The 21,619-nt window shown below is 65.2% G+C and carries 20 protein-coding genes and 1 tRNA gene; 7 read left to right on the top strand and 14 right to left on the bottom strand.

Annotated features, from left to right (window positions below; translation table 11 throughout):
• Positions 1–4 precede the first annotated feature (4 nt).
• Together QMB55_RS03530 and QMB55_RS03535 are read left to right on the top strand one after the other, a co-directional pair.
• Positions 5–328, top strand: coding sequence for an H-NS histone family protein (locus tag QMB55_RS03530; protein WP_497587282.1), 324 nt, complete (start codon positions 5–7; stop codon positions 326–328).
• Positions 329–350: 22 nt separating this feature from the next.
• Positions 351–590: a hypothetical protein gene (locus tag QMB55_RS03535; protein ID WP_497587283.1), complete on the top strand. Its 240-nt coding sequence runs from the start codon at positions 351–353 to the stop codon at positions 588–590.
• Positions 591–767: 177 nt separating this feature from the next.
• Here the strand turns inward: QMB55_RS03535 and tilS are convergent, their stop codons facing one another.
• A complete protein-coding gene (gene tilS, locus QMB55_RS03540) occupies positions 768–2,162 on the bottom strand; it encodes a tRNA lysidine(34) synthetase TilS (protein WP_497587284.1) in 1,395 nt (464 codons plus the stop codon).
• On the bottom strand, positions 2,125–3,099 hold the full coding sequence (gene accA, locus QMB55_RS03545) for an acetyl-CoA carboxylase carboxyl transferase subunit alpha (RefSeq protein ID WP_497587285.1): 975 nt from the start codon (positions 3,097–3,099) through the stop codon (positions 2,125–2,127). Before accA ends, tilS begins: the two co-directional genes overlap by 38 nt.
• 263 nt (positions 3,100–3,362) lie before the next feature.
• Between accA and QMB55_RS03550 the strand changes: the two genes are divergently transcribed.
• On the top strand, positions 3,363–3,977 hold the full coding sequence (locus tag QMB55_RS03550; RefSeq protein ID WP_497587286.1) for a trimeric intracellular cation channel family protein: 615 nt from the start codon (positions 3,363–3,365) through the stop codon (positions 3,975–3,977).
• Positions 3,978–3,986: 9 nt separating this feature from the next.
• On the opposite strand, the gene QMB55_RS03555 is transcribed toward QMB55_RS03550, so the two are convergent.
• Positions 3,987–4,604 (bottom strand): DNA-3-methyladenine glycosylase family protein, encoded by a 618-nt coding sequence (locus tag QMB55_RS03555; RefSeq protein WP_497587287.1) that lies wholly within the window; start codon positions 4,602–4,604, stop codon positions 3,987–3,989.
• Positions 4,605–4,899: 295 nt separating this feature from the next.
• Between QMB55_RS03555 and QMB55_RS03560 the strand changes: the two genes are divergently transcribed.
• The gene (locus QMB55_RS03560; RefSeq protein ID WP_497587288.1) at positions 4,900–6,594 is read left to right on the top strand and encodes an AMP-binding protein; all 1,695 of its coding nucleotides are present in this window, start codon (positions 4,900–4,902) and stop codon (positions 6,592–6,594) included.
• A gap of 106 nt (positions 6,595–6,700) precedes the next feature.
• On the opposite strand, the gene QMB55_RS03565 is transcribed toward QMB55_RS03560, so the two are convergent.
• On the bottom strand, positions 6,701–7,915 hold the full coding sequence (locus QMB55_RS03565) for an aminotransferase-like domain-containing protein (protein WP_497587289.1): 1,215 nt from the start codon (positions 7,913–7,915) through the stop codon (positions 6,701–6,703).
• A gap of 268 nt (positions 7,916–8,183) precedes the next feature.
• Between QMB55_RS03565 and QMB55_RS03570 the strand changes: the two genes are divergently transcribed.
• Complete coding sequence (locus QMB55_RS03570) at positions 8,184–9,401, top strand: EAL and HDOD domain-containing protein (protein WP_497587290.1); 1,218 nt, start codon at positions 8,184–8,186, stop codon at positions 9,399–9,401.
• 6 nt (positions 9,402–9,407) lie between these two features.
• Here the strand turns inward: QMB55_RS03570 and QMB55_RS03575 are convergent, their stop codons facing one another.
• The 3 genes from QMB55_RS03575 to QMB55_RS03585 are packed head-to-tail and all read right to left on the bottom strand — an operon-like array spanning position 9,408 to position 11,365.
• On the bottom strand, positions 9,408–9,770 hold the full coding sequence (locus QMB55_RS03575; RefSeq protein WP_497587291.1) for a GIY-YIG nuclease family protein: 363 nt from the start codon (positions 9,768–9,770) through the stop codon (positions 9,408–9,410).
• 23 nt (positions 9,771–9,793) lie between these two features.
• Positions 9,794–10,432 carry an MBL fold metallo-hydrolase gene (locus tag QMB55_RS03580; RefSeq protein ID WP_497587292.1) on the bottom strand — a complete coding sequence of 213 codons (639 nt, stop codon included), beginning with the start codon at positions 10,430–10,432 and terminating at the stop codon, positions 9,794–9,796.
• Between the two features lie 45 nt (positions 10,433–10,477).
• The gene (locus QMB55_RS03585; RefSeq protein ID WP_497587293.1) at positions 10,478–11,365 is read right to left on the bottom strand and encodes a DMT family transporter; all 888 of its coding nucleotides are present in this window, start codon (positions 11,363–11,365) and stop codon (positions 10,478–10,480) included.
• 212 nt (positions 11,366–11,577) lie between these two features.
• Here QMB55_RS03585 and QMB55_RS03590 point away from each other — a divergent pair, with 212 nt between their 5' ends.
• Complete coding sequence (locus QMB55_RS03590) at positions 11,578–12,651, top strand: tartrate dehydrogenase (RefSeq protein ID WP_497587294.1); 1,074 nt, start codon at positions 11,578–11,580, stop codon at positions 12,649–12,651.
• Between the two features lie 121 nt (positions 12,652–12,772).
• Here QMB55_RS03590 and QMB55_RS03595 read toward each other — a convergent pair.
• Both QMB55_RS03595 and QMB55_RS03600 read right to left on the bottom strand, forming a co-directional pair.
• Positions 12,773–12,863: transfer RNA gene (locus tag QMB55_RS03595), tRNA-Ser, on the bottom strand.
• Positions 12,864–12,949: 86 nt separating this feature from the next.
• The gene (locus QMB55_RS03600; RefSeq protein WP_497587295.1) at positions 12,950–13,246 is read right to left on the bottom strand and encodes a hypothetical protein; all 297 of its coding nucleotides are present in this window, start codon (positions 13,244–13,246) and stop codon (positions 12,950–12,952) included.
• Between the two features lie 169 nt (positions 13,247–13,415).
• Between QMB55_RS03600 and QMB55_RS03605 the strand changes: the two genes are divergently transcribed.
• Positions 13,416–14,003, top strand: a complete 588-nt coding sequence (locus QMB55_RS03605; RefSeq protein WP_497587296.1) for a tetratricopeptide repeat protein — start codon at positions 13,416–13,418, stop codon at positions 14,001–14,003.
• Positions 14,004–14,064: 61 nt separating this feature from the next.
• Here QMB55_RS03605 and QMB55_RS03610 read toward each other — a convergent pair whose 3' ends face one another.
• The 5 genes from QMB55_RS03610 to QMB55_RS03630 form a co-directional block, all read right to left on the bottom strand.
• Positions 14,065–16,164, bottom strand: coding sequence for a sodium:solute symporter family protein (locus QMB55_RS03610; RefSeq protein ID WP_497587297.1), 2,100 nt, complete (start codon positions 16,162–16,164; stop codon positions 14,065–14,067).
• Positions 16,164–16,427, bottom strand: coding sequence for a DUF4212 domain-containing protein (locus tag QMB55_RS03615; RefSeq protein ID WP_497587298.1), 264 nt, complete (start codon positions 16,425–16,427; stop codon positions 16,164–16,166). The genes QMB55_RS03610 and QMB55_RS03615 overlap by 1 nt, the downstream gene beginning before the upstream one ends.
• Before the next feature lie 333 nt (positions 16,428–16,760).
• Positions 16,761–18,806 (bottom strand): sodium:solute symporter family protein, encoded by a 2,046-nt coding sequence (locus QMB55_RS03620; RefSeq protein WP_497587299.1) that lies wholly within the window; start codon positions 18,804–18,806, stop codon positions 16,761–16,763.
• 155 nt (positions 18,807–18,961) lie between these two features.
• On the bottom strand, positions 18,962–19,678 hold the full coding sequence (locus tag QMB55_RS03625; protein ID WP_497587300.1) for a 3'-5' exonuclease: 717 nt from the start codon (positions 19,676–19,678) through the stop codon (positions 18,962–18,964).
• A gap of 12 nt (positions 19,679–19,690) precedes the next feature.
• Positions 19,691–21,610, bottom strand: coding sequence for a DUF294 nucleotidyltransferase-like domain-containing protein (locus tag QMB55_RS03630; protein WP_497587301.1), 1,920 nt, complete (start codon positions 21,608–21,610; stop codon positions 19,691–19,693).
• Positions 21,611–21,619 lie beyond the last annotated feature (9 nt).

Raw genomic sequence — 21,619 nt, forward strand, 5'->3', positions numbered from 1 at the left:
AACAATGAGCGACACGCGTAGTTACGACGCTGTCCTGCGCGAGATCGAGAATCTCAAGCGCGAAGCCGAACTGATTCGTCAAAATGAAATCAAGGCCGCCGTCGATCAGGCGCGCGAAATCATCGCCAAATACCAACTCACCGCCGAGGACCTCGGTTTCGCGCCGGTAGCCGGCCGCAAAGCCAAAGGCAAGTCCGCGGCCAAAGGCGTCAAGTACCGCAGTGACACCAACCCGAGCGACACCTACGGCGGTCGCGGCCCGTTGCCCGGCTGGCTCAAGCAAAAGCTGAACGAAGGTCGGCGCAAGGAAGAATTTCTGGTGCGTTAATGCCTGCGGCCGGAAGCCTGCAATGGCGATTCCGGCAGACCATTCGAAGACGGCATTCCCGAATACGGAATGCCGTTTTTACATCTTCGCCTTTGAAATCGATGCATTGACGAACATCGGATCTGGCTTCCAAGGCAAACGCCGACTGAACCCACAGCAAATCGACAGAAAATCAAATCAGCTCGAAAATGCATCGCGCGCCAACACCATTTCTACACGCAATCTCCGCGCGGCCCGTTCGAATTATCAGTCCCGGCGTTGAACATTCAAAATAGGCTGAGGTAATCCGCACGCGGAATGAAACGCCAGACACGCAGCAAGCAGGCGGCTAAAGACAACAAGCGCAGGGGCAAGCAGCGGCGAAGGTCGCGACCTTCCGGCAAGCTTTACACCATACGGCCTTGGACCGGGGCACCCCGTTCGTGAAACCAGCCCGGGATCACACTGCGCCCGCAGCGCCTTCGTCCCACACCGGCAAGTAGCCGGATGCGCTGCTCAGGCTGGCATCGACGCCCAGTCCGCCGACCCACGCCAGACGATCGCCCAGCCAGAGATAAGGCAAGCGCGTCCGCTCCCAGGGGGGCACACCATTCTCCTGCAGCAGGTTGCGGACGCTGCGCCGGGGCCGCTGCTCGCTCAGTTGCAGGCGCTCTCCCCCTTGCCGGGGGCAAAGCCGAGGCGAGGCCGCGGCCAGGCATTCCGGTGCAATGCCGCCGGGCATCTGCGGCAAAAAGCGCACCCGCCCTCCGGCCCAGGGCAATTCCAGCTCCCCCGCCCAGGCCAAACTTTGGGGCGGCAGCGGTCGCGGCGGGAGGCAATAGAGTTCGCCGCGGTAGATGCGCAATTCGCCATCGCGGGTCGACAGGCAGGTTTCGGCGTCCGGGCGACACACCATCAACTGAGCAAGCGCTTCTTCCAGCCAACGGTGGTCCGGGGCCCGGAATCCGGCTTCACGCCAGAGGAAGCGGAGCAGATTGCGCGCCCGTGCCGGCGACAAGCGGCCGAACCCAGTCACGTCGATCCTTCCGGAAGCAAGGCGCAGGGCGGCGGCATCGATCCGGGCCAGTTCGCCGAGCAGTTCCTCGGCTTCGCCGAACTGCTGTGCCGCGCGTGCCAGCGCCGCCTCGCCACCCGGGAAACGCTCCGCCAAGCGCGGAAAAACCTCGTGCCGCAGGCAGTTTCGACGCAAGCGCGTGTCGGCGTTGCTTTCGTCTTCGATCCAGGACAAACCATGCGCGCGGGCATGCGCGAGCAACACGGCCCGTGGCTCGCCAAGCAGCGGGCGCCACCGGCCCGGCCCCCCGGCCACGCCAGGCCGCTGCTCAGGCATGGCGGCGGCACCGGCCACCCCGGCCCCCCGCAGGAGGTTCAGGAGCACCGTCTCGGCCTGGTCGCCGCGATGCTGCGCCAGCGCTATCCAGTCGGCCCCGCTGGCCGCGAATTCGGCATAGCGCAGCCGGCGCGCAGCGCCTTCCAGACCTTCACCCGACTTCCGCGGCACCTCAACGCGGCGGAGCTCAAAAGGCACCTGCCACGTTTGGCACAGTGCGGCGCAAAATTGCGCCCAGGCGTCGGCGTCCGCGCTCAGACCATGATGGACGTGCAACGCGGCGAGCGCGAACGCATGCGCGTCGGAATCACGCACGCTGCACAAGGCATGCAGGAGAACGACCGAATCGAGGCCGCCGGAAAGGCCGACGCACAGGCGCACGCGGCGCCCTTCAACCGGCGGCAGGGCGGCCAGCGCGCGCCGCAGGGCTTGGACGAGCGGCGCGTCGATGGCGCCAGCTGGCGCCTCAGTTGGCGGCAGCCGGCTTTTCGCTGAAGCGCCCATAAGCCATTAACCGGGCATAGCGCGTCTCGAGCAAAGCCTCGGTCGTCTGCCCGCCGACTTGGGCCAGTGCATCGAGCAAGGCCTTCTTGAGGTTGGCGGCCATCGCCTGCGGGTCGCGGTGCGCGCCGCCGAGCGGTTCGCTGATTACCTTGTCGACGAGGCCCAGGCTCTTCAGGCGTGCGGCGGTGATGCCCATGATCTCGGCCGCATCGCTGGCTTTCTCGGCGCTCTTCCAAAGGATGGAGGCACAACCTTCGGGCGAGATCACTGAGTAGGTCGAATACTGCAGCATCTGCACCACGTCGCCGACGCCGATCGCCAGCGCGCCACCCGAACCGCCTTCGCCGATCACGGTGACGATCACCGGCACCTTGAGCTGCGCCATTTCGATCAGGTTACGCCCGATCGCTTCCGACTGGCCGCGCTCCTCGGCATCGATGCCGGGATAGGCGCCCGGCGTATCGATGAAGGTCACGATCGGCAGGCCGAATTTTTCGGCCAGACGCATCAGGCGAAGCGCCTTGCGATAGCCCTCGGGACGCGGCATGCCGAAGTTGCGGTAGAGCTTTTCCTTGGTGTCGCTGCCTTTCTGATGGCCGATGACCATCACCGGAAGGCCTTCGAGACGCGCAAGGCCACCGACGATGGCGTGGTCATCGGCAAAGGCGCGGTCGCCGTGCAGTTCCTCGAAATCGGTGAACGCCAGGCGCAGATAATCGAGCGTGTAAGGACGCTGCGGATGGCGCGCCACCTGGGCAATCTGCCACGAGGTCAGCTTGGCATAGACGTCCTTGGTCAGGGCCTGGCTCTTCTTTTCCAAGCGCGCAATCTCATCCGAAATGTCGACGGCGGATTCGCCCTGCTGGAAACGCAACGCTTCGATCTTGCCTTCGAGTTCGGCGATCGGCTGTTCAAAGTCGAGAAACGTGGTCTTCATCGCATAGGTACCAGGAGGACTCCAAAGAGAAATGGCCCCATCGGGCCACGCAAACGCCGGCATTCTACCGCACGCGACCCGCACGGACGTAGCACCCGCTCGGCTTGAACTCCGTCCTCGCGGGTGGTAGTGTCCCGGCTTCGCCGCCGGAACCGGGCGGCACAGCCCTTCAACGCCGCTCCGCGCGGCTTCCGCCAGGATACTCCTACCGTGTCGCACTATCCGTCGCCTCCGCCCTCCGTGAACCGCCAGGAGCGCGCCTGATGGATCAACTCTTGTTCTGGGTCGGCCTGGCCGCCGTCGCCGTCAACGCCATTTCCGGCGTCCTTGAAGCCGAAGACAAACGCATGGACCTGCTCGGCGCGATCATGGTGGCGCTGGCCACCGCGCTCGGCGGCGGCTCGCTGCGCGACGTTCTGGTCGACCGGCCGGTGTTCTGGATCGTCGATCAGACCTACCTCGCCGTCGGCATCATCGCCGCCGTTGCCACCTTCTTCTGGGCACGGCGACGGAAAATCTCGCCCAACCTGATCCTCTATCCCGACGCCATCGGCCTGGCCCTGTTCACCGTCATCGGCACCCAGATCGGCCTGCAATGGGAAGTGTCCTGGCTTGGCGCCAGCCTGCTCGGGGTAATCACCGGCGTTTTCGGCGGGGTTCTGCGCGACGTGTTCTGCAACCAGGTGCCGCTCACCTTTCTGCCCAGCGAACTCTACGCCACCGCCTCGTGGCTCGGCGCGCTGACCTTGATCGGCCTGCAGGCGATCGGCATCGACCCGGCCCTGGCGGCATGGATCGCGATGGCCGTGGTTTTTCTGCTGCGTGCCGCCGCCATCCGCTTCCGCATCAAGCTGCCGAGCTTCCAGGGCGAGCCCTGAGGCTGCGCGTCAGTATTCGACCGGTACCGGATCGAGACTGCGCCAGAGGTACCAGGTTGCGACCGAGCGCCAGGGACGCCAGCGCTCCCCCAGTTCCGCCAATTGCCGCCGACTCGGGCGCTGATCGGCAAAATAGAGCGTCGCCACGGCCTTCTGCAAACCGATGTCGTCGAGCGGCAGCACGTCGGGGCGCAACAGGTTGAAGATCAGGAACATCTGCGCCGTCCACTCGCCGATGCCGCGCACATCAGTCAGCTCGGCGATGATTGCGGCATCCTCCATGCTCGGCCAGGCGTCGACGCGAATGCGCCCGGCGACAAAATGCGCCGCCAGGTCGACGATGTACTCGACCTTGCGCACCGACAGGCCGCAGGCGCGCAATTCTTCCACGCTGAGCGTCAGCACGGCGTCCGGCACAAGTTCGGGCAGCGCCGCCGAAACGCGGGCCCAGACGCTGTCCGCCGCCTTGACCGAAATCTGCTGCCCGACGATCGAGCGCACCAGGGTCGAAAACGGCGCCCCGCGCGAAACCAGGGTCGCGCCGGCGTAGCGTTCGACGAGTTGCGCCAGGGCGGCGTCGCATCGACTCAGTTCGCGGACCGCCTGCGGCCAGTAATCGGGCATCATGTCTTAAGCTCCGGTTGAAGGGGCTACCCCCGGTTCCCCTGCAGGCCGTGCCATTGCTGCGCCCCCGTGCCGCCGCAGGGCGCGCGCCGCAAACGCGACCCGACTGCATTTTTCGCCCTATTCTAGGGACGTCTGGAAACAATGTGCGAATCCGTGTTAAATGCCGGAATTTTTCTGCACGTGCGCACTCAAAAATGCGCTTGCAGAACACACTTTGTTCTCTTCGCCCGTCGCCCGAAATTCCACATCCTGGGATCGGTCTGCCCGGGCTCCACACTGACGAAAGCATTGATCCATGGGTGAAAAAGTCTGGCTGCAAAGCTATCCGACCGGAATGCCGGCCGAAATTGCGGCGAGCCCCTTTCCTTCGCTGACCGAACTGTTCGACGACGTCGTCCAGCGTTTCCGCGACCAGCCCGCCTTTCACAACCTCGGGCATACGCTCAGCTTCGCCACGGTCGACCGCCTGTCGCGCGACTTCGCCGCTTACCTGCAGAGCCTTTCCGGCCTCTCCAAGGGTGATCGCGTCGCGATCATGATGCCCAACCTGCTGCAATACCCGATCGCGCTGTTCGGCATCCTGCGCGCCGGGCTCACGGTGGTGAACGTCAACCCGCTCTACACCGCGCGCGAACTTGAGGCGCAGATGAAGGATTCGGGTGCCCGCGCCATCGTGGTGCTGGAGAACTTCGCCCACACCCTGCAAAAAGTGCTGCCCACCACCGCCATCCGCCACGTGATCAGCACCCAGGTCGGCGACTTCGTACCGGCGCCCAAGCGCTGGCTGATCAATAGCCTCGTCAAGCACGTCAAGAAGATGGTCCCCAAATGGGACATCCCCGAAGCCATGTCCTTGCGCGACGCGCTGCAACGTGGCGCACACAGCACCTTCACCCCGGTCCCGCTGACGCGCGAGGACATCGCCTTCCTGCAATACACGGGCGGAACCACCGGCACCGCCAAGGGCGCCATGCTCACCCACGGCAACATGCTCGCCAACCTCGAGCAGACCAACCTGTGGATTTCGGGGAGTTTCAAGGAGGCGCGCGAGATCGCCATCGCCCCGCTGCCGATGTACCACATCTTCTGCATGACCTCGACGATGGCCTTCATGAAGTGGGGCAGCCTGACCGTGCTGATTACCAATCCGCGTGACCTGCCCGGCTTCGTCAAGGAACTGCGCAAGTGGAAGTTCAGCGTCATGACCGGGGTCAACACCCTGTTCAACGGGCTGATGAACACCCCGGGGTTCGACAAGCTCGATTTTTCCGGGCTCAAGCTCGCCGTCGGCGGCGGCGCCTCGGTCTTGAAGCCGGTCGCCGAACGCTGGCAGAAAATCACCGGCAGCAACCTGACCGAAGCCTACGGCCTGACCGAAACCTCGCCCGGCGTCTGTTGCACGGTGATCGGCACGCCATGGAACGGCACCATCGGCCTGCCCGTTTCCTCGACCGAGGTGTCGATCCGCGACGAGAACTTCAACGAATTGCCGCTGTGGACCGGCACGGGAGAACTCGCCAAGTGCACCGGTGAAATCTGCGTGCGCGGCCCGCAGGTGATGCGCGGCTACTGGAACAACGAAATCGAGACCGCACGCACGCTGCAGGACGGCTGGCTGAAGACCGGCGACATCGGGCACATGGACACGCGCGGCTTCGTCACCATCACCGACCGCAAGAAGGACATGATCCTGGTCAGCGGCTTCAATGTCTATCCGAACGAAGTCGAAGGCGTGGTCATGACCCATCCCGGCGTTGCCGAATGCGCGGTCATCGGTGTTCCCGACGAGCATTCGGGCGAGACGGTCAAGCTCTTCGTGGTACGCAAGGACCCGTCGCTGACCAAGGAAGACCTGCTCGCCTTCTGCAAGGGCCAGCTCACTGGCTACAAGCGGCCGCACCACATCGAGTTCCGTGACGCCCTGCCCAAAACGCCGATCGGAAAAATCCTGCGCCGCGAACTGCGCAACGAGAGCGTGCCCAAACCTTAACCCGGTCCGGATGCCCAAAGCACAAGGCCGCGCCCTCAACGGGTCGCGGCCTTGTTTTATCGGCGGTGCGCAGGAAGCTTCGGCGCGCAGTCCGCGCGCGAGGGCCTCAGGCCGGAAGCATGGCGCGGATCACGCCAGCCAGACGCTCGATGCCTTCCTCGATGCGCAGCGGCGGCACGGTGACGAAGGCAAGGCGCAAGGCCTCGCGCACCGGCGCCTCGGCAAAGAACGGCGCACCGGGGACGAAGGCCACGTTCTGTTCGACCGCACGCGCCAGCACCGCCGAGGCATCCATCCCGGCAGGTAGCTCGGCCCACAGGAACATGCCGCCGCGCGGCGAATTCCAGCGCACGCCTTCGGGCATGTGGCGCTTGAGCGCGTCGAGCATCGCCGCACACTGGTCGCGGTAAAGGCTGCGGATGGTCGGGATGTGGCGATCGAGAAAACCGTCCTTGACCACGTCGTACACCGCCATCTGCGACAGCGTTGCGGTATGCAGGTCGGTGGCCTGCTTGACCTGCACCAGCTTGGCGCGCAGCGCCGCCGGAGCGACGATGTAGCCCAGGCGCAGGCCGGGCGCCAGCACTTTGGAGAAGGAGCCCATGTACACGGTGCGCTCGGGCGCCAGCGAACGAATCGACGGCGGCGTCTCGCCGTCGTAGGACAGCGCGCCATAGGGGTCGTCTTCGAGGATCAGGAGGTCGAGTTCGCGCGCTTTCTGCGCCAGACGGTGACGGCGGTCCTCGGCGAGCAGGCGGCCGGTCGGATTCTGGAAGTTGGGCAGGCAATAGAGGAACTTGGCGCCGCGCATCGATGGGTCGAGCGCCTCGGGGATCAAACCATCCTCGTCCGAAGCCACGGAGACGAACTCCGGCCCGAACAGCGAGAACGCCTGCAAGGCGCCGAGGTAGGTCGGCGTCTCGACCAGCACCCGGTCGCCCGGATCGATCATCGCCTTGGCCAGCAGATCAAGCCCCTGCTGCGAACCGGAAACGATCAGCACTTCGTCCGCCGACACCGGTGCCGCAGCCGTCGACAGGCGCGCCGCAATCCACTCCCGCAGCGGTGCAAACCCTTCGGTGGTGCTGTACTGCAGCGCCTCGCGTCCGCGCGTCGCCAATACATGGGTCAACGCAGCCTGCATTTCATCGACCGGGAAGGTCGCCGGTGCCGGCAAACCGCCGGCAAAGGAAATGACTTCCGGACGCTCGGTCACTTTGAGAATCTCGCGGATGGCCGAACTCTGAATGGCGCGCGCGCGCTCGGAAAAAAGGCGCTGGACGTCCGGCGCGGCGGCTTGATGCGGTGCTTTGGCGTTCATGATGATCGTGAAAACAGTGAAAAATGGCGTCAATTTGGCGGTAAGCCGCTAGTTTAGCCCTTTTTTCTTTGTTCGGACGCGGAAATCTGGCGCCGCCGCCCCGCTTTTCCGGCTCATCTCCGCCCGACGATTCCGTTGGCGTTTTTGTAGGACAAGCGCCCGCGGAAGCCTCCTGTTCTGGGTTAGAATGACGCGCGACCGGCGGCCGTTTCCTTTTTTAGAAGCCTTTCCGCCCCGACCGAACGAGCAGCCCGAACCCTTCTCCGACATGTCTTCCGCGTACACCTTCATCCGCCCCTATCTCGACGCCAACGGTGCCTGGTGCGCCTTCGACTGGCGCAGCGCCGACCCCTTGGCGCGCTCGGCCAACGAGATTGCAAGTACCTGCGCGAGTACAGGCGTACACATGCTGACCAGCGCCTTTCCGCTGCTGCTTCCCGTCGGCCCAGAAGCCTTGGCCGACGAAACCCTGTGCGCGACCTTCTCACCCAAGCAGGCGGTTTTCCTCCTGCCAGAACAGGCCCTGAGCCTGAGCGACACCGTCCAACGGAGCACGGACCTGCGCGCCCGCGGTTACCGGATCGGGGTGCAACTCGAGAGCCCCGAACTGCTGCGCACGGTTCCTTTCACAGCCTTCGACCACCTTGGCTGTACCGGCAGCACGGTGCGCCAGGAATTCACCGGCAGCGACCTGCGCTACGCGGCACGAATCGGATTCCGGCGCATCGCCACCGACGTCCGCTCGCACGACATGCACGACTGGCTGCACGGCAACGGCTTCGACTGGTTCGACGGCCGCTTCCTGGCCGCCCCCGACCCGCGCCTCGGACGCTCGCCCGACCTCACCCGGCTCAAGCTTCTGCACCTGCTCGACATCGTCCGCCACGACGGCGACACGCGCGAAATCGAGGCCATCTTCCGTGAGGAACCCAAGCTCGCCTACAACCTGCTGCGGCTCGTCAATTCGGCGGCCGTGGGCGCGCGCACGCAGATCACCAGCTTCACCCACGCGATCACCATTCTCGGCCGCCGCCAACTGCAACGCTGGCTGCAACTGCTGGTGTACGCCAATCACCTCGCCGAGGGGCAAGGCCCCAACCCCCTGATGCAGCTTGCCGCGGCCCGCGGTCGGCAGATGGAGCTGCTCTGCATCGCTCTCGACCCCAAGCCGGAAATCCTCGACCTGTGCGACAGCGCCTACATGACCGGCCTGTTCTCCCTGCTCGAAGTGCTGATCAACCTGCCGATGCAAGACATCGTCAAGGAACTGCCTTTGCAAGACGAAGTGCTCGAAGCCCTCGCCACCCCCGGCCAGGGCGGACAGCTCAGCCGCTTGCTCGCCGCCCTCTGCGCGGGCGAGGCCGGACGCTACCAGGAAGCGAGCGAACGTTTTGCCGAGTTGGGCATCTCTCCGGAGAAACTCACCAAGGCGCAGGCAACGGCCTTCCTCTGGGCCAGCCACATCGACCGCATCAGCCTCGATTAATCCGCCTCACGCCGCGCTGGCGCGCAGGCGTCGCAAGTGACTGACGCAGCCGGATCGGCAGTCACTCGCCCCGAAGCCGGGGACGGCCACCTCACCACCGCTGCGCTGTACCAGCAGGCATTCGTCTTCATCCGAGCGGAGCACCCGGCGCACGCGTACGCCGGGTGCCATCAGAAGGTAGTCGATGTGCCAGCGTAGCGTCTTTTCACGGCGCAAGTGGCGGGCGATGCGGGCTTCGAGGTTACGGCGCGCGCTACCGGTATAGACGTACTCGCCGGCCGGAAAATCGAAACAACCGAGGCGCCCGACGGTCAAGCGCAAGGGCACCACCACCTCGATGAACAGCTGGTAGGCCGTCGGACTCGCCATGTCGGCCCACCCGCCCATTCCGTCTAGTCGGCGCAGAACGGGTTGTTTGCCCGCTCCTCGGCGAAGGTCGACATCGGGCCGTGCCCGGGAATGAAGGCCACGTCGTCACCGAGCGGCCACAGCCGCCCACGGATCGAAGCAAGCAAGGTCTCGAAATCGCCGCGCGGAAAATCGGTGCGCCCAACCGAGCCCTTGAACAATACGTCGCCGACCAGGGCCAGACGCGCCGCTGCGCTGAAGAAAACGACATGCCCCGGCGTATGCCCGGGGCAATGCACCACCTCAAGCGCTTCCTGGCCGATCTGCACGCGATCGCCCTGCACCAGCCAGCGGTCGGGAACGAAGGCCTGTACATCGGGGAAGCCAAACATCTGGCTCTGCTGCGGCATGCCCTCGATCCAGAAAGCGTCTTCGCAGTGCGGGCCGTCGATCGGCACGCCGAGCTGCGCCGCCAAGGCCGCGACGCCGCCGGCATGATCGATGTGCCCGTGGGTGACCAGGATACGCGTCGGCGTCAGGGCGCGTTCGCGCAGTGCGCCGAGGATACGCGGCAGATCGCCGCCCGGATCGACGATCGCGGCCTGTCCCGTTTCCGAACACCAGAGCAGGGTGCAGTTTTGCGCGAAGGGGGTAACCGGAATGATCTCGTAGTGCAGGGACATGGGGCGCAGGCTCGCGGTAAAAGACGCAACGAGTATAACAAAGGCCTATTCCACGGCGGGTCGCGAACGCTCGCCCCGCGGCAGGAAGGCGTAGCCGAGCACAGCGGCGAGGATCAAGGCCACTCCGGCATAGAACGTCCAGCGCAGTTCACCGCCTTCGCCAAGCAAAATCGCCGCGAGAACGATGGCATACACCGGCTCGAGATTGACCGCCAGCTGGGCGCTGAACGCACTCAAGCGACGCAGCGCGACGAGGCTCAGCGCGAACGGCAGCAGGGTGCAGACCAGGGCCAGCACCGCCAGCCACAGCCAGTCCTCCGGTGCCGGCCAGTGCAAGGCGAGCCCGAACATCGGCCAGAACGGCAGCGTCGCCGCCAGCAGCAAGGCGCCGGTGCCCATCTGGATCGAAGTCAAGGCCAGCGCCGGCATGCGCATCGCCAGCGACTTATTGACCAGTCCGAACAGCGCCGCCAGAAAAGCCGCGAGCACGCCGAGCAGCATGCCCCAATACATCGATCCGGGAATCCCGCCGACGACCAGCGCCACGCCGGGAACGCAGGCCAAGGCCACGGCCAAATCGCGCAGCGCGAAAGGCTGCCGCCGCCAGAGCGGCTCGACCACCGACAGGAAGACCGGGGCCAAGGCCATGCAGGTCGCCGCCACCGAAGCGTTGGCCGCCTTGATCGAACCGTAGAAACAGAGCCAGTGCAGGACGACCAGGGCGCCGTTGGCGACCGCGAGCCGGACGTCACGCGCTTCGATGCGGCGCAGCTGGCGCCACACCGGCAAGCACACGCACAGACACACGCTCACGATCAGCACGCGCCAGAACACGAGCGGCAAGGCGGCGAGCGTGATCAGCTTGCCGAGAATGGCGGTGAAGCCCCAGAGAAACACCGAGAAGTGAATCTGCCAATGCGGATTCGCGAACACCCTTAACCTCTGCCAACGGCGCGCCGGTTATACACGCAAAAGAGCATTATCGCCTGAAAGCAAGGAAAGACGCGCCCGCGCGCGCGCCGCCAAGGCCGTCCGTTGCGGCATCCCGAATGCGCTGCGGCTATTCCCAGCCGCCAGGCGAAGGCCTATCCTGACGGGATGCGCTCTACCCCGTGCTCTCTCACCATCCGAATCAGGAGTTGGAAATGAAGCCCCATCGCATCGCCGTCCTCGCCGGTGACGGCATCGGCCAGGAAGTCATGCCCGAAGGCCTGCGCGTCCTCGCCGCCGCAGCCAAAAAATACGACCTCGCGCTTGAATTCGTCGAATTCGACTGGGCGCATTGCGACTACTACCTGCGCCACGGCCGGATGATGCCCGAAGACTGGTTCGAACAGCTGAAAGGCTTCGACGCCCTTTACTTCGGCGCCGTCGGCTGGCCGGCCAAAGTCCCCGACCACATCTCGTTGTGGGGCTCATTGATCAAGTTTCGGCGCGAATTCGACCAATACGTCAACCTGCGTCCGGTGCGTCTGATGCCCGGCGTGCCCTGCCCGCTCGCTGGCCGCAAGGTGGGCGACATCGACTTCTACGTCGTGCGCGAAAACACCGAAGGCGAATACTCCTCGGTCGGCGGCCGCCTGTTCGAAGGTACCGAACGCGAAACCGTGCTCCAGGAGGCCGTGTTCACGCGCCACGGCGTCGACCGCATCCTGCGCTTCGCCTTCGACCTCGCCCAGCGTCGGCCCAAAAAACATCTGACCTCGGCGACCAAGTCCAACGGCATCTCAATCAGCATGCCCTACTGGGACGAACGCGTCGAAGCCTTGGCTTCGCACTACCCGGAGGTGCGCTGGGACAAGTACCACATCGACATTCTCAGCGCGCACTTCGTCCTCAACCCCGACCGTTTCGACGTCGTCGTCGCCTCCAACCTCTTCGGCGACATCCTCTCCGACCTCGGCCCGGCCTGCACCGGCACGATCGGCATCGCCCCCTCGGCCAACCTCAATCCCGAGCGCCGCTTCCCCTCGCTCTTCGAACCCGTTCACGGCTCGGCGCCCGACATCGCCGGACGCGGCATCGCCAACCCCATCGGCATGATCTGGTCGGGCGCAATGATGCTTGAGTTCCTTGGCCACCGCGCCGCACACGACGGCATCATGAACGCCATCGAACACGTGCTCGCGGAAGGCCCGCGCACCCCGGACATGGGCGGGACAGGCGATACCGCCAGCGTCGGACGTGCTGTCGCGGATGCGCTCTCTGCCCGCAGCTGAGAGCGCATCCGATTCCGATTTTTCTAACAGGATTCAAAAACAGCCCTTCAAACACCTCAGAGAGGTGCTTTGCTGGGGAAACGAAAAAAGCGCCCCGAAAGGCGCTTTTTTACTGGTGTTCTGGCGGAGAGAGCGGGATTCGAACCCGCGGTAGGGTATTACCCTACACACGCTTTCCAGGCGTGCGACTTAAACCACTCATCCATCTCTCCGGAAGGCCGGCATTCTAGCAGAAGGCGAAAGGTTCTCCAAACCGACCGGGGACCCACCGGCCGCATAGCGCCCCCTGTCCGCCACGTCAGGCACAGCCGTCGATCCGGCACAGCCCTTGGCGAACGTAGGCGAGCAGGATCCACAACCAGAAAATCAGGAAAAAGGCGACGAAGGGGATGTGCCGGTCGACCACCAGGCGCGGCGTCAGGAAGCGCGTGGCGCGGATGGCCGGGCGGGTGATGATGCGGCACAGCTGGTAGATCGGGTTTTGCTCCCGTTTGGCGCCGGCGAGAACGTACAAGGCGCCCTGCGCAATCAAGAACAGCCCGGCCACCTCGAAGAGCACACGCAGCATCGACAGTATCTGCAACTCGATGTTCATCGTTCCATCATCCTTGTCGCTCGTTGATCGTCGCCCTGCCGCCTGGAACACGGATTCCGGCTTCGGCGGGGAACTCCCGCAGGGCATTATTGCCCGAAACATGCTTTCTCACCCGCCCCATTCGCAGGGCGGCCCGACGAACCGTTCGACCTCCCCCAACGGAGCAGGCATGAACTTCGATCTCTGGCGGCATCAGGCGCGCGCTTGGGTGTTCCACTTCATCGGCCGGGATGCATGGGCGTACGACGAATACGTCGCCGCATTCGATCGGGCACCGAGTGCTCGCGCCGCCAGCCATCTCGGCTTCATCGCCTGTTCTCATCGTCGTTTTGAGGAAGGCGTGCGCTGGTTCGAGGCGGCGCAACGCCTCGAACCGGGCAACGCCGACACCCTCTTCAACCTTGGGTACGCCCTCGAACAGGGCGGCCGCCCGGCCGAAGCCTGTACGGCTTTTGCGCAGGCCGTGCAGGCCAAGCCCACACTCGATCGTGCCTGGTACGGATTGGCGATGGCCCAGGCCCGCCAGGGGCACCACGCCGAAGCGGCACAGGCGCTGGAAGAAACCGTGCGCCTGCAGCCCATGCACGGCGAGGCGTGGTACCACCTGGGCATGGCCTGCCACCTGAGCGCGCAAGCGGAGCGACTGCAGGAGGTGATCGTCAGCCTCAAGCGCTTCGATCCCAAACGCGCCAACCAGTTGATCCTTGATTGCGGCCGCGCGGAGTTCGCCCACCTGCGCAGCGAACTGCCCTTCTAGACCTTCCATTTCGACGCGCGTAAAAAGCCCCGCCTCAGCGGGGCTTTTGCTTTGCGGGCGCTCAATGAGCCGGCGCATGGCTCCCCTGTAGGCCGCTTTCGAGGTTGGGGTAGCGCACGTTGTCGACCAGTTCCTGTACATCCCGGGCCGGCGCCGGCGACAGCAGCGAGCCGACAATGACGCCGAGGAAGCCAATCGGGATGCCGAAGATGCCGGCCGAGATCGGGTTGATGTCCCACCACTTCGGCGCATTGACGCCGAAGAACGGGTAGGTGATGTACATGTAGTAGGCACACACCCCAAGCCCGAGCGACATGCCGAGCACCGCACCGAGCTTGTTCGCCCGCTTCCAGAAGATGCCGCATACCAGCGCCGGGAAGAAGGCCGACGCCGCGAGCGAGAACGCCGCCCCCACCAGGAAGAGAATGTCTCCGGGTTTGAGCGCGGTCACGTAGGCCGCAAGGAAGGCCACGACGAGGAGCAGGAACTTGGAGACCACAATCCGGCGCGAGGTCGACGCGTTCTGGTCGATCATCTTGTAATAGACGTCGTGTGAGAGCGCGTTGGCGATGGTCAGCAGGAGGCCATCGGCCGTCGACAGCGCAGCGGCAAGGCCGCCCGCCGCCACCAAACCGGAGATCACGTACGGCAGTCCGGCAATCTCGGGCGTCGCCAGGACGATGAGGTCGCCGCCGATGACGATCTCCGCCAGTTGCACGATGCCATCCATGTTGATGTCGGTGATGTTCATCAGTGTCTTGTCCACCGCCGCCCAGTTCGACACCCAGGCCGGAAGGGTCGCGAACGAGGTGCCGACGAGGCTGTGATACACCTCGTACTTGGCCAGCACGGCGAGCGCCGGTGCGGTGAAATAAAGCAGGAAGATGAAGAACAGCGACCAGAACACCGAGCGCCGCGCTTCCTTGACCGAAGGCGTGGTGTAGAAGCGCATCAGGATATGCGGCAACGCGGCGGTGCCGACCATCAGGCAGAACACCAGCGCCAGGAAGTTCTTCTTGGCCACGGTCCGCGCATTCTCGTCCTTGGCATCGAAGGGTTCGGCATGCGCCTTCACCGGGGCCGCGCGGCTGCTGTTGCTGGCCTTGGCCGCGGTCCAGGTCTTGCGTGCGCCCTCGACGTCGGCCGGGTAGTCCTTGAACGCCTTTTCGGCCGTGGCAATGCTCTTGGCGTCGGCGCCGGGGTTAGCCTTGAGCTCGTCCACCTTGGCCGCCAGCTTGGCGCGCTCGGCCGCCAGGAAGGCTTCACCGCCGGCCGCCAGTCCCTTGAGGTTGGCGTCGGCCGCCGCCGCGCGTTCGCGGAAGATCGCCCGTACGGACTCCTCCTTGGCGCCAAGCTCCGAGGTCTTGTCGTTGAACACCTTTTCGCGCTCGGTCACCTTCTGCAGCTGGTAGCCGTAGGCCACCTGCGGCACCGGGTTGCCGGTCTGCTGCACCGACAGCCACACCACCGGAATCATGTAAGCGACGATCAGGATGATGTACTGCGCCACCTGGGTCCAGGTCACCGCCTTCATCCCGCCGAGGAAAGAACAGACGAGAATGCCGGCCAGGCCGACGAAGACGCCGACGCCGAACTCAAGCCCGGTGAAGCGCGAGGTGATGATGCCGACGCCGTAGATCTGCGCCACCACATAGGTGAAGGAACAGAGGATGGCGGCCAGAACGCCGATCATGCGCGGCAGATGGCCGCCGTAGCGGGCGCCGAGGAAGTCGGGGATGGTGAACTGGCCGAACTTGCGCAGGTAAGGCGCGAGAAACAGCGCCACCAGGCAGTAGCCGCCGGTCCAGCCCATGACGAAGGCCAGGCCGTCGTAGCCCGCGAGGTAGAGCGTGCCCGCCATGCCGATGAAGGAGGCCGCGCTCATCCAGTCGGCGCCGGTCGCCATGCCGTTGAACAAGGCCGGGACGCGCCGGCCGGCAACGTAGTACTCGCTGACGTCGGCGGTCTTGGACATGAAGCCGATGCCGGCGTAGAGCAGCACCGTCGCGCCGAGGAACATGTAGCCGAGCACCTTGTTCTGCACGCCCATGTATTCGAGCAGGCCGACCAGGATGACGAAGGCGATGAAGCCTCCGGTGTAGAAGGTGTAATACCGCGACAACTGTTTGAAGAAGGCGGCATTCGAGGTTTGTGCGCTCATCAGTCGTCTCCTTCATGCACGCCGTATTCCTGGTCGAGCGCGTTCATGTAGCGCGCGTAGTACCAGATGATGGCGACGTAAACGATCAAGGCGCCCTGCGCTCCCATGTAGAACCCGAGCGGAAAACCGAGGATGGTGATTCCGCTCAACTCGCGCGCGAAGAAACTGACGACGAAGGTCACGACGAACCAGATGCCGAGCAGAAAGCCCGTCATCCTGAGGTTGCGCCGCCAGTACTCCTGATGTTTCTCAGTCAGCTGCATAGTCCCTCCTTGATTCGACCCTCCGGTGAGGGCCTCATTGTGGCCACCGGACGAAGACCTCCGACGCACCTGGGCGTCGTGATGACTCCGCCGCACACCGGGAGCGATCAAATCCCCGCCCTCTCCCGGATGCGCGCAGGATGTCCGCCAAGGCTTACAGCCGCCTTACATAAATTCACCTAAAAGAAATTTATTCTTCTTTTCGTAACTACAACCCAAAATTCAGCCACGCCTTCAGTTCGCAACTCCGGGGGCACGGCAGACGCCGGCAAAGGCACGCCCCATGCGCCCTGCAGCGGCCCTGGGGGCGCCATTTGGCGCCCCTCCCGGGCCTCACCGTTCCCGCTCCAGGGCGCGCGGCACCCGCAGGCGATTCACGAAACGCTGGCATTCGACGTCCGGCGGCGGGCCGAGCAGGCTGACCACGACGATGGTCAGGAAGCCGGCCGCGACCCCGAAGACGCCGGCCGACACCGACTGGATCCCGAACCAGGGCGCCATGCCGATGCCGCTCACACCCAGCCAGGGAATCGAATCGATCTCGAGCCTGAGCACGTAGTACACCGTCACCAGAAAGCCGACCAGCATGCCGCTGATCGCCCCGGCCTTGTTCGCCCGCTGCCAGAAGATGCCGAGCACCAAGGCGGGAAAGAAGGACGCAGCGGCCAGCGAGAACGCCCAGGCGACCATCGAGAGAATGGTCGAGGGTTTTTGCGAGGCCACCATCGCCGCGAGCACGGCGACCACCAGCAGCACGCTCTTCGAGACCACCAGCCGCCATTGCGTCGTCGCCTGCGGCCGGATGATCTTGTAATAGACGTCGTGCGAGAGCGCGCTGGCGATGGTCAGCAGCAGGCCGTCGGCGGTCGACAGCGCCGCCGCCAGCGCGCCGGCGGCGACGAGGCCGGAGACGACGTACGGCAGGCCGGCGATCTCGGGCGTGGCGAGGACAATGACATCCGGATTGAGCGAAAGCTCGGCCAGTTGCAACAGGCCATCGCGATTGACGTCCTCGATCGAGACCAGACCGACCTTGCCCCAGGCGCCAATCCAGCCGGGCAGCTGGTCGATCGGCGTGCCGACGAGGTGGGCGTAAACCTCGTACTTGGCGAACACCGCATAGGCCGGCGCGGTCAGGTACAGCGCCAGAATGAAGAACAGCGACCAGAACACCGAACGGCGCGCCTCGCGCACCGAGGGCGTGGTGTAAAAGCGCATCAGGATGTGCGGCAGCGCCGCCGTGCCGAGCATCAGGCAGAACACCAACGACAGGAAGTTGAGCCGCGCCTGGGAACGCGCGCCCTCGTCCTCACCCGGGAAAGGCTCGGCATGTGGAATCAGCGGCTCGGCCTGTCGCTCGGCCTGCTGCTTCTGCCCTTGCCAATACTCGCGTGCCGCCTCGGGGGTGCGCGGCAGATCGCGGCGCTGCTTTTCCAGCGCCACGACGTCGCGCATCCGCGCATCGCCCGCCTTCATCGCATCGATCTGTTGCGTCAGGCTGCGCCGCTCTTCGAGCAGCGAGTCGGGCAGGCGCTCGATGCGTGCCTGCAACTCCGCCGCGCGCTCGAGGTAAACGGCGCGCACTGCCGCCTCGTGCGGATCGTCGAGCAGGCGCCGCTCGAGGTCGGCGACCCGCTCGAGCACCGATCCGTACATCAGTTGCGGCACCGGCACCTCGGTGGTCTTGTAGGCGAGCATGGTCACCGGAACGAGGTAGGCGACGATCAGGATCAGGTATTGCGCCACCTGGGTCCAGGTCACCGCGCGCATGCCGCCCAGGAAGGAGCACACCAGAATCCCGGCCAGGCCGACGAAGACGCCGATCTCGAACTGCAGCCCGACGAAACGGCTGGTGATGACGCCGACGCCGTAAATCTGCGCCACCACATAGACGAAGGAGGCGACCACGGTGGCCAGCACGCCGACGAGGCGCGCGGCGTTACCGCCGTAGCGCGCGCCGAGGTACTCGGCGATGGTGTATTGCCCGAAACGGCGCAGATAGGGTGCAAGCAGCAGGGCGACGAGGACGTAGCCGCCCGTCCAGCCCATCACGTAGGCCAGGCCCTGATAGCCGGAGTGGTAGAGCGTCCCGGCCAAGCCGATGAAGGACGCGGCGCTCATCCAGTCGGCGCCGGTCGCCATGCCATTGAAGAGCGCCGGAATGCGTCGGCCGGCAACGTAGTACTCGGCAACGTTGGCGGTGCGCGCCAGGATGCCGATCGTCGCGTAGAGCAGGATGGTCATGCACAGGAAGGCGTAGCCGATCCAGCGCGGCGGCATGCCATAGCCTTCGAGCCCCCACAAGGCGAGCACAAAGGCAATGAAGCCGAAGATGTAGAAGACGTAGTAGCGGCGCAGCCGCGCGGCCGTGTCGATCATCGCCGGACCGCCCGCGAAATGGCGGCCTGCGCCCCCGGCGCCGCATTCGCATGGCGTCGGGCCTGGCCTCGCGCCCGCTCTCCCTGTCTCTTCATTGTGCGCACCCGCTCCCCTCGTTCAACTTCAATGAATGCGTTCGTCGGCGCCGCAGAACTCTAGGCGCTCTCGTACAACCAGCGTCGCGCCTTCTCGAGCCGAGCGAACGCCGCCGCGTGGTCGAGCCCGCGGGCCGTGCCGCGTGCATGGGCAAGCAAGAGCAGGCACGCGGTGGCGTAGGCGTCTGAGACCGCATTGTGGCGCTGGATGTTCTCGATCCCGAAGTGCGCCAGCCAGTCGTCGAGCGCCACCCGCCCGTCGCGCCTGAAATCGGGAAAAAGCTCGGGCAACACCCAGGCCAGATCGAGCCAGAAGAACGACGGCGTCACGCCCAAGTGCGTGCGCATCGCTTTCGCCAGCATGGCTTCGTCGAAGAAGGCGTGGTAGGCGACGAGCGGCGACTTGCCGACGAAATCGAGAAACGCGAGCAGCGCCGCCGCCGGTTCGACGCCGGCCCGCTGTTCGCCGGCACCGATGCCGTGGATCAGGATGTTCTCGGTGCTGCTTGCCTCGCGCTGCTGCAGGACGATCTGGAAGGCATCGGCGAAGTCGATCCCCCCGCCCTGCACCGCCACCGCGCCGATGGCGATCAGCCGATCGCGTTTCATGTCCAGCCCGCTTGTCTCGACGTCGACAACGACGTAACGCTGTCGCGCATGCGGCAGCTCGAGCGCCGCCTCCGGCAGGGCCTGCCAGGCGGCCAGCGCGGCCCGGTGCTCCGGCACCGCCGTCGGTCGTGGCCGGAAGCGTTCGGAAAGTGAGGACAGCCAGCCCATGCCCGATCCCGTTCAGAGCTGATAGTCGAGGCGGAGACGCTGTTGCAGCTTGCGTGCCTGACGGAAGGCCTCCTTGAGGATCAGGCGGTCAACCTCGTTGAGCTCGTCGGGCCGAATGAGGTTGTTCCCCGCGCGGCCGTGGATCTGTTCGGCGTGCTGGTGGCGCAGGCGCAGCAACTGGATGAAATGGAAGCCGTCGGCCAGCGCCGCCACCTCCTCGCTCGGAGCGCCCGAAGCCCCCACACTCCCGGCCACCAGGCGCAGGCGCTGCACCGTCCCGGTGGCCGCTACACCGTGCGCCAGCGCGAACACCCGTGCCGCATCGATGAAGGGACGGGCGCCGAATTTCTTGAGGTCGATGGTGCCCGGATGCGCCGGGTCGGCGTCGGTGACGAAATCGCGGATCTTGCCCAGCGGCGGCGGCACGCTCAGGGCATTCTCGGCCAGCATGCGCAGGAAGATGGTGTTGTCGCGCGCCAGGCGCAGAAGGGTCAGGCGCAGACGCTCGGCAAGGTGGGACTTCCCGTACAGGCTGCGAAAGTCGAAGAAGATCGTGGCATTGAGCAAGGCCTCCGGCTCGGGAACGCGAATCCAGGCGGCGAACTTCTCTTCCCACTCTTCGAGCGTCAGGCACAGCGCCGGGTTGCTGGCCATGATGTTGCCGGCGCAGAGCGGAAATCCGCAACGGTCGAGATCGGCATTCACGTCGCGGGCAAAATCGAGCAGGCGCAACTGGGTCAGTTCACGGTCCATCAGGTCGGTGCACAGAAAGACAATGCCGTTGTCCTGATCGGTGCTGAAGGTCTGTTCGTCGCGCCCTTCGGAACCGAAGGACAACCAGGCCCAGTCGATGCCGAACAAATCGTGCGTCTCGAGGTTGAGGGCGATGATGCGGCGCGTCAGGCTGTCGTTGAGCGCCGAGATGAACTGGGTCAGCGGTTCGGCGCCGACGCCCTGCGCCAGCATGTTGAGCGCCAGTTGGCGCACGTCCTGCCCGGCCTGGCGCAGCATCTCGATCGACGTCGCCCCGTCGATGGCCTGGCGAATCTGGCGCAAGCCGACACGCTGCAGGGTGAACAGGTCGCGCTCGGAGACGACGCCCTTCAGGTGCCCGCCCTCGTCGACCGCCAGCACGTGACGCACGCCGTGCATGGCCATCGCCAAGGCCGCGTCGTAGGCGCTCGCCGTCAACGGCAGCGTGTGCGGGCCGGGCGACATGAGTTCGCGAATCGGCGTTTCGAGCGGGACGCCGGGCAGGAGCACGCGGCGCAGCGCGTCCGACTGGGTGAAGATGCCGAGGGGATGTCGCTCGGCATCGACCACGATCATCGAGCCGATGCTGCGCTCCGCCATCGCTTCGACGACCTCGCGCAGCGGCGTCTCCGGCCGCGCGGTGAGCGGCTCGCGCTTGATCAGGGCGGCGAGCGGCGAGTTCATCGTCTGCTGTTCGGTCACCCGCTGCGCAAACTGGCTCTGCAACTGCTGCCGCGACTGCCCGAGCAGGCTGGCGATGTACTGGGTGCAGAAAAGGTGGAAGACGGCGCTCTTCTGCATCAGGCTGAAGAAATCCTCGGCGGCAAGTTCGTAGCAGAAGACGTCGCCGATCGCGGTGTAGAGGTTGGTCGAGGCGCGCTGCCCGGTCACCGATCCGATCGGAAAACACTCGCCCGGCCCGAGGGTGAGCAACGACGCTTCCATGACGCTGATTTCGCCGGCCTGACGGACCTGCACCTTGCCGCGCTGGACGATGCGCAGGGTGTCGACCGGGCCGCTTTCAGGCGCAACGATCGCCGTTTCGCCAGCGTAGTAGGCCAGGCGCAGGTGCTCGGCGAGAAAGACCAAGGCTTCCGGTTCCAGGCGATCGAAAGGCGGATAACTGCGCAGGAACTCGGCGTTCGCCGCGACCAGCATTTGCGTTGCGCTTCCGCTCATCCACGCCCC

Source organism: Propionivibrio sp. (assembly GCF_041441355.1).
In the GTDB taxonomy this organism is placed as follows: Bacteria; Pseudomonadota; Gammaproteobacteria; order Burkholderiales; family Rhodocyclaceae; genus Propionivibrio.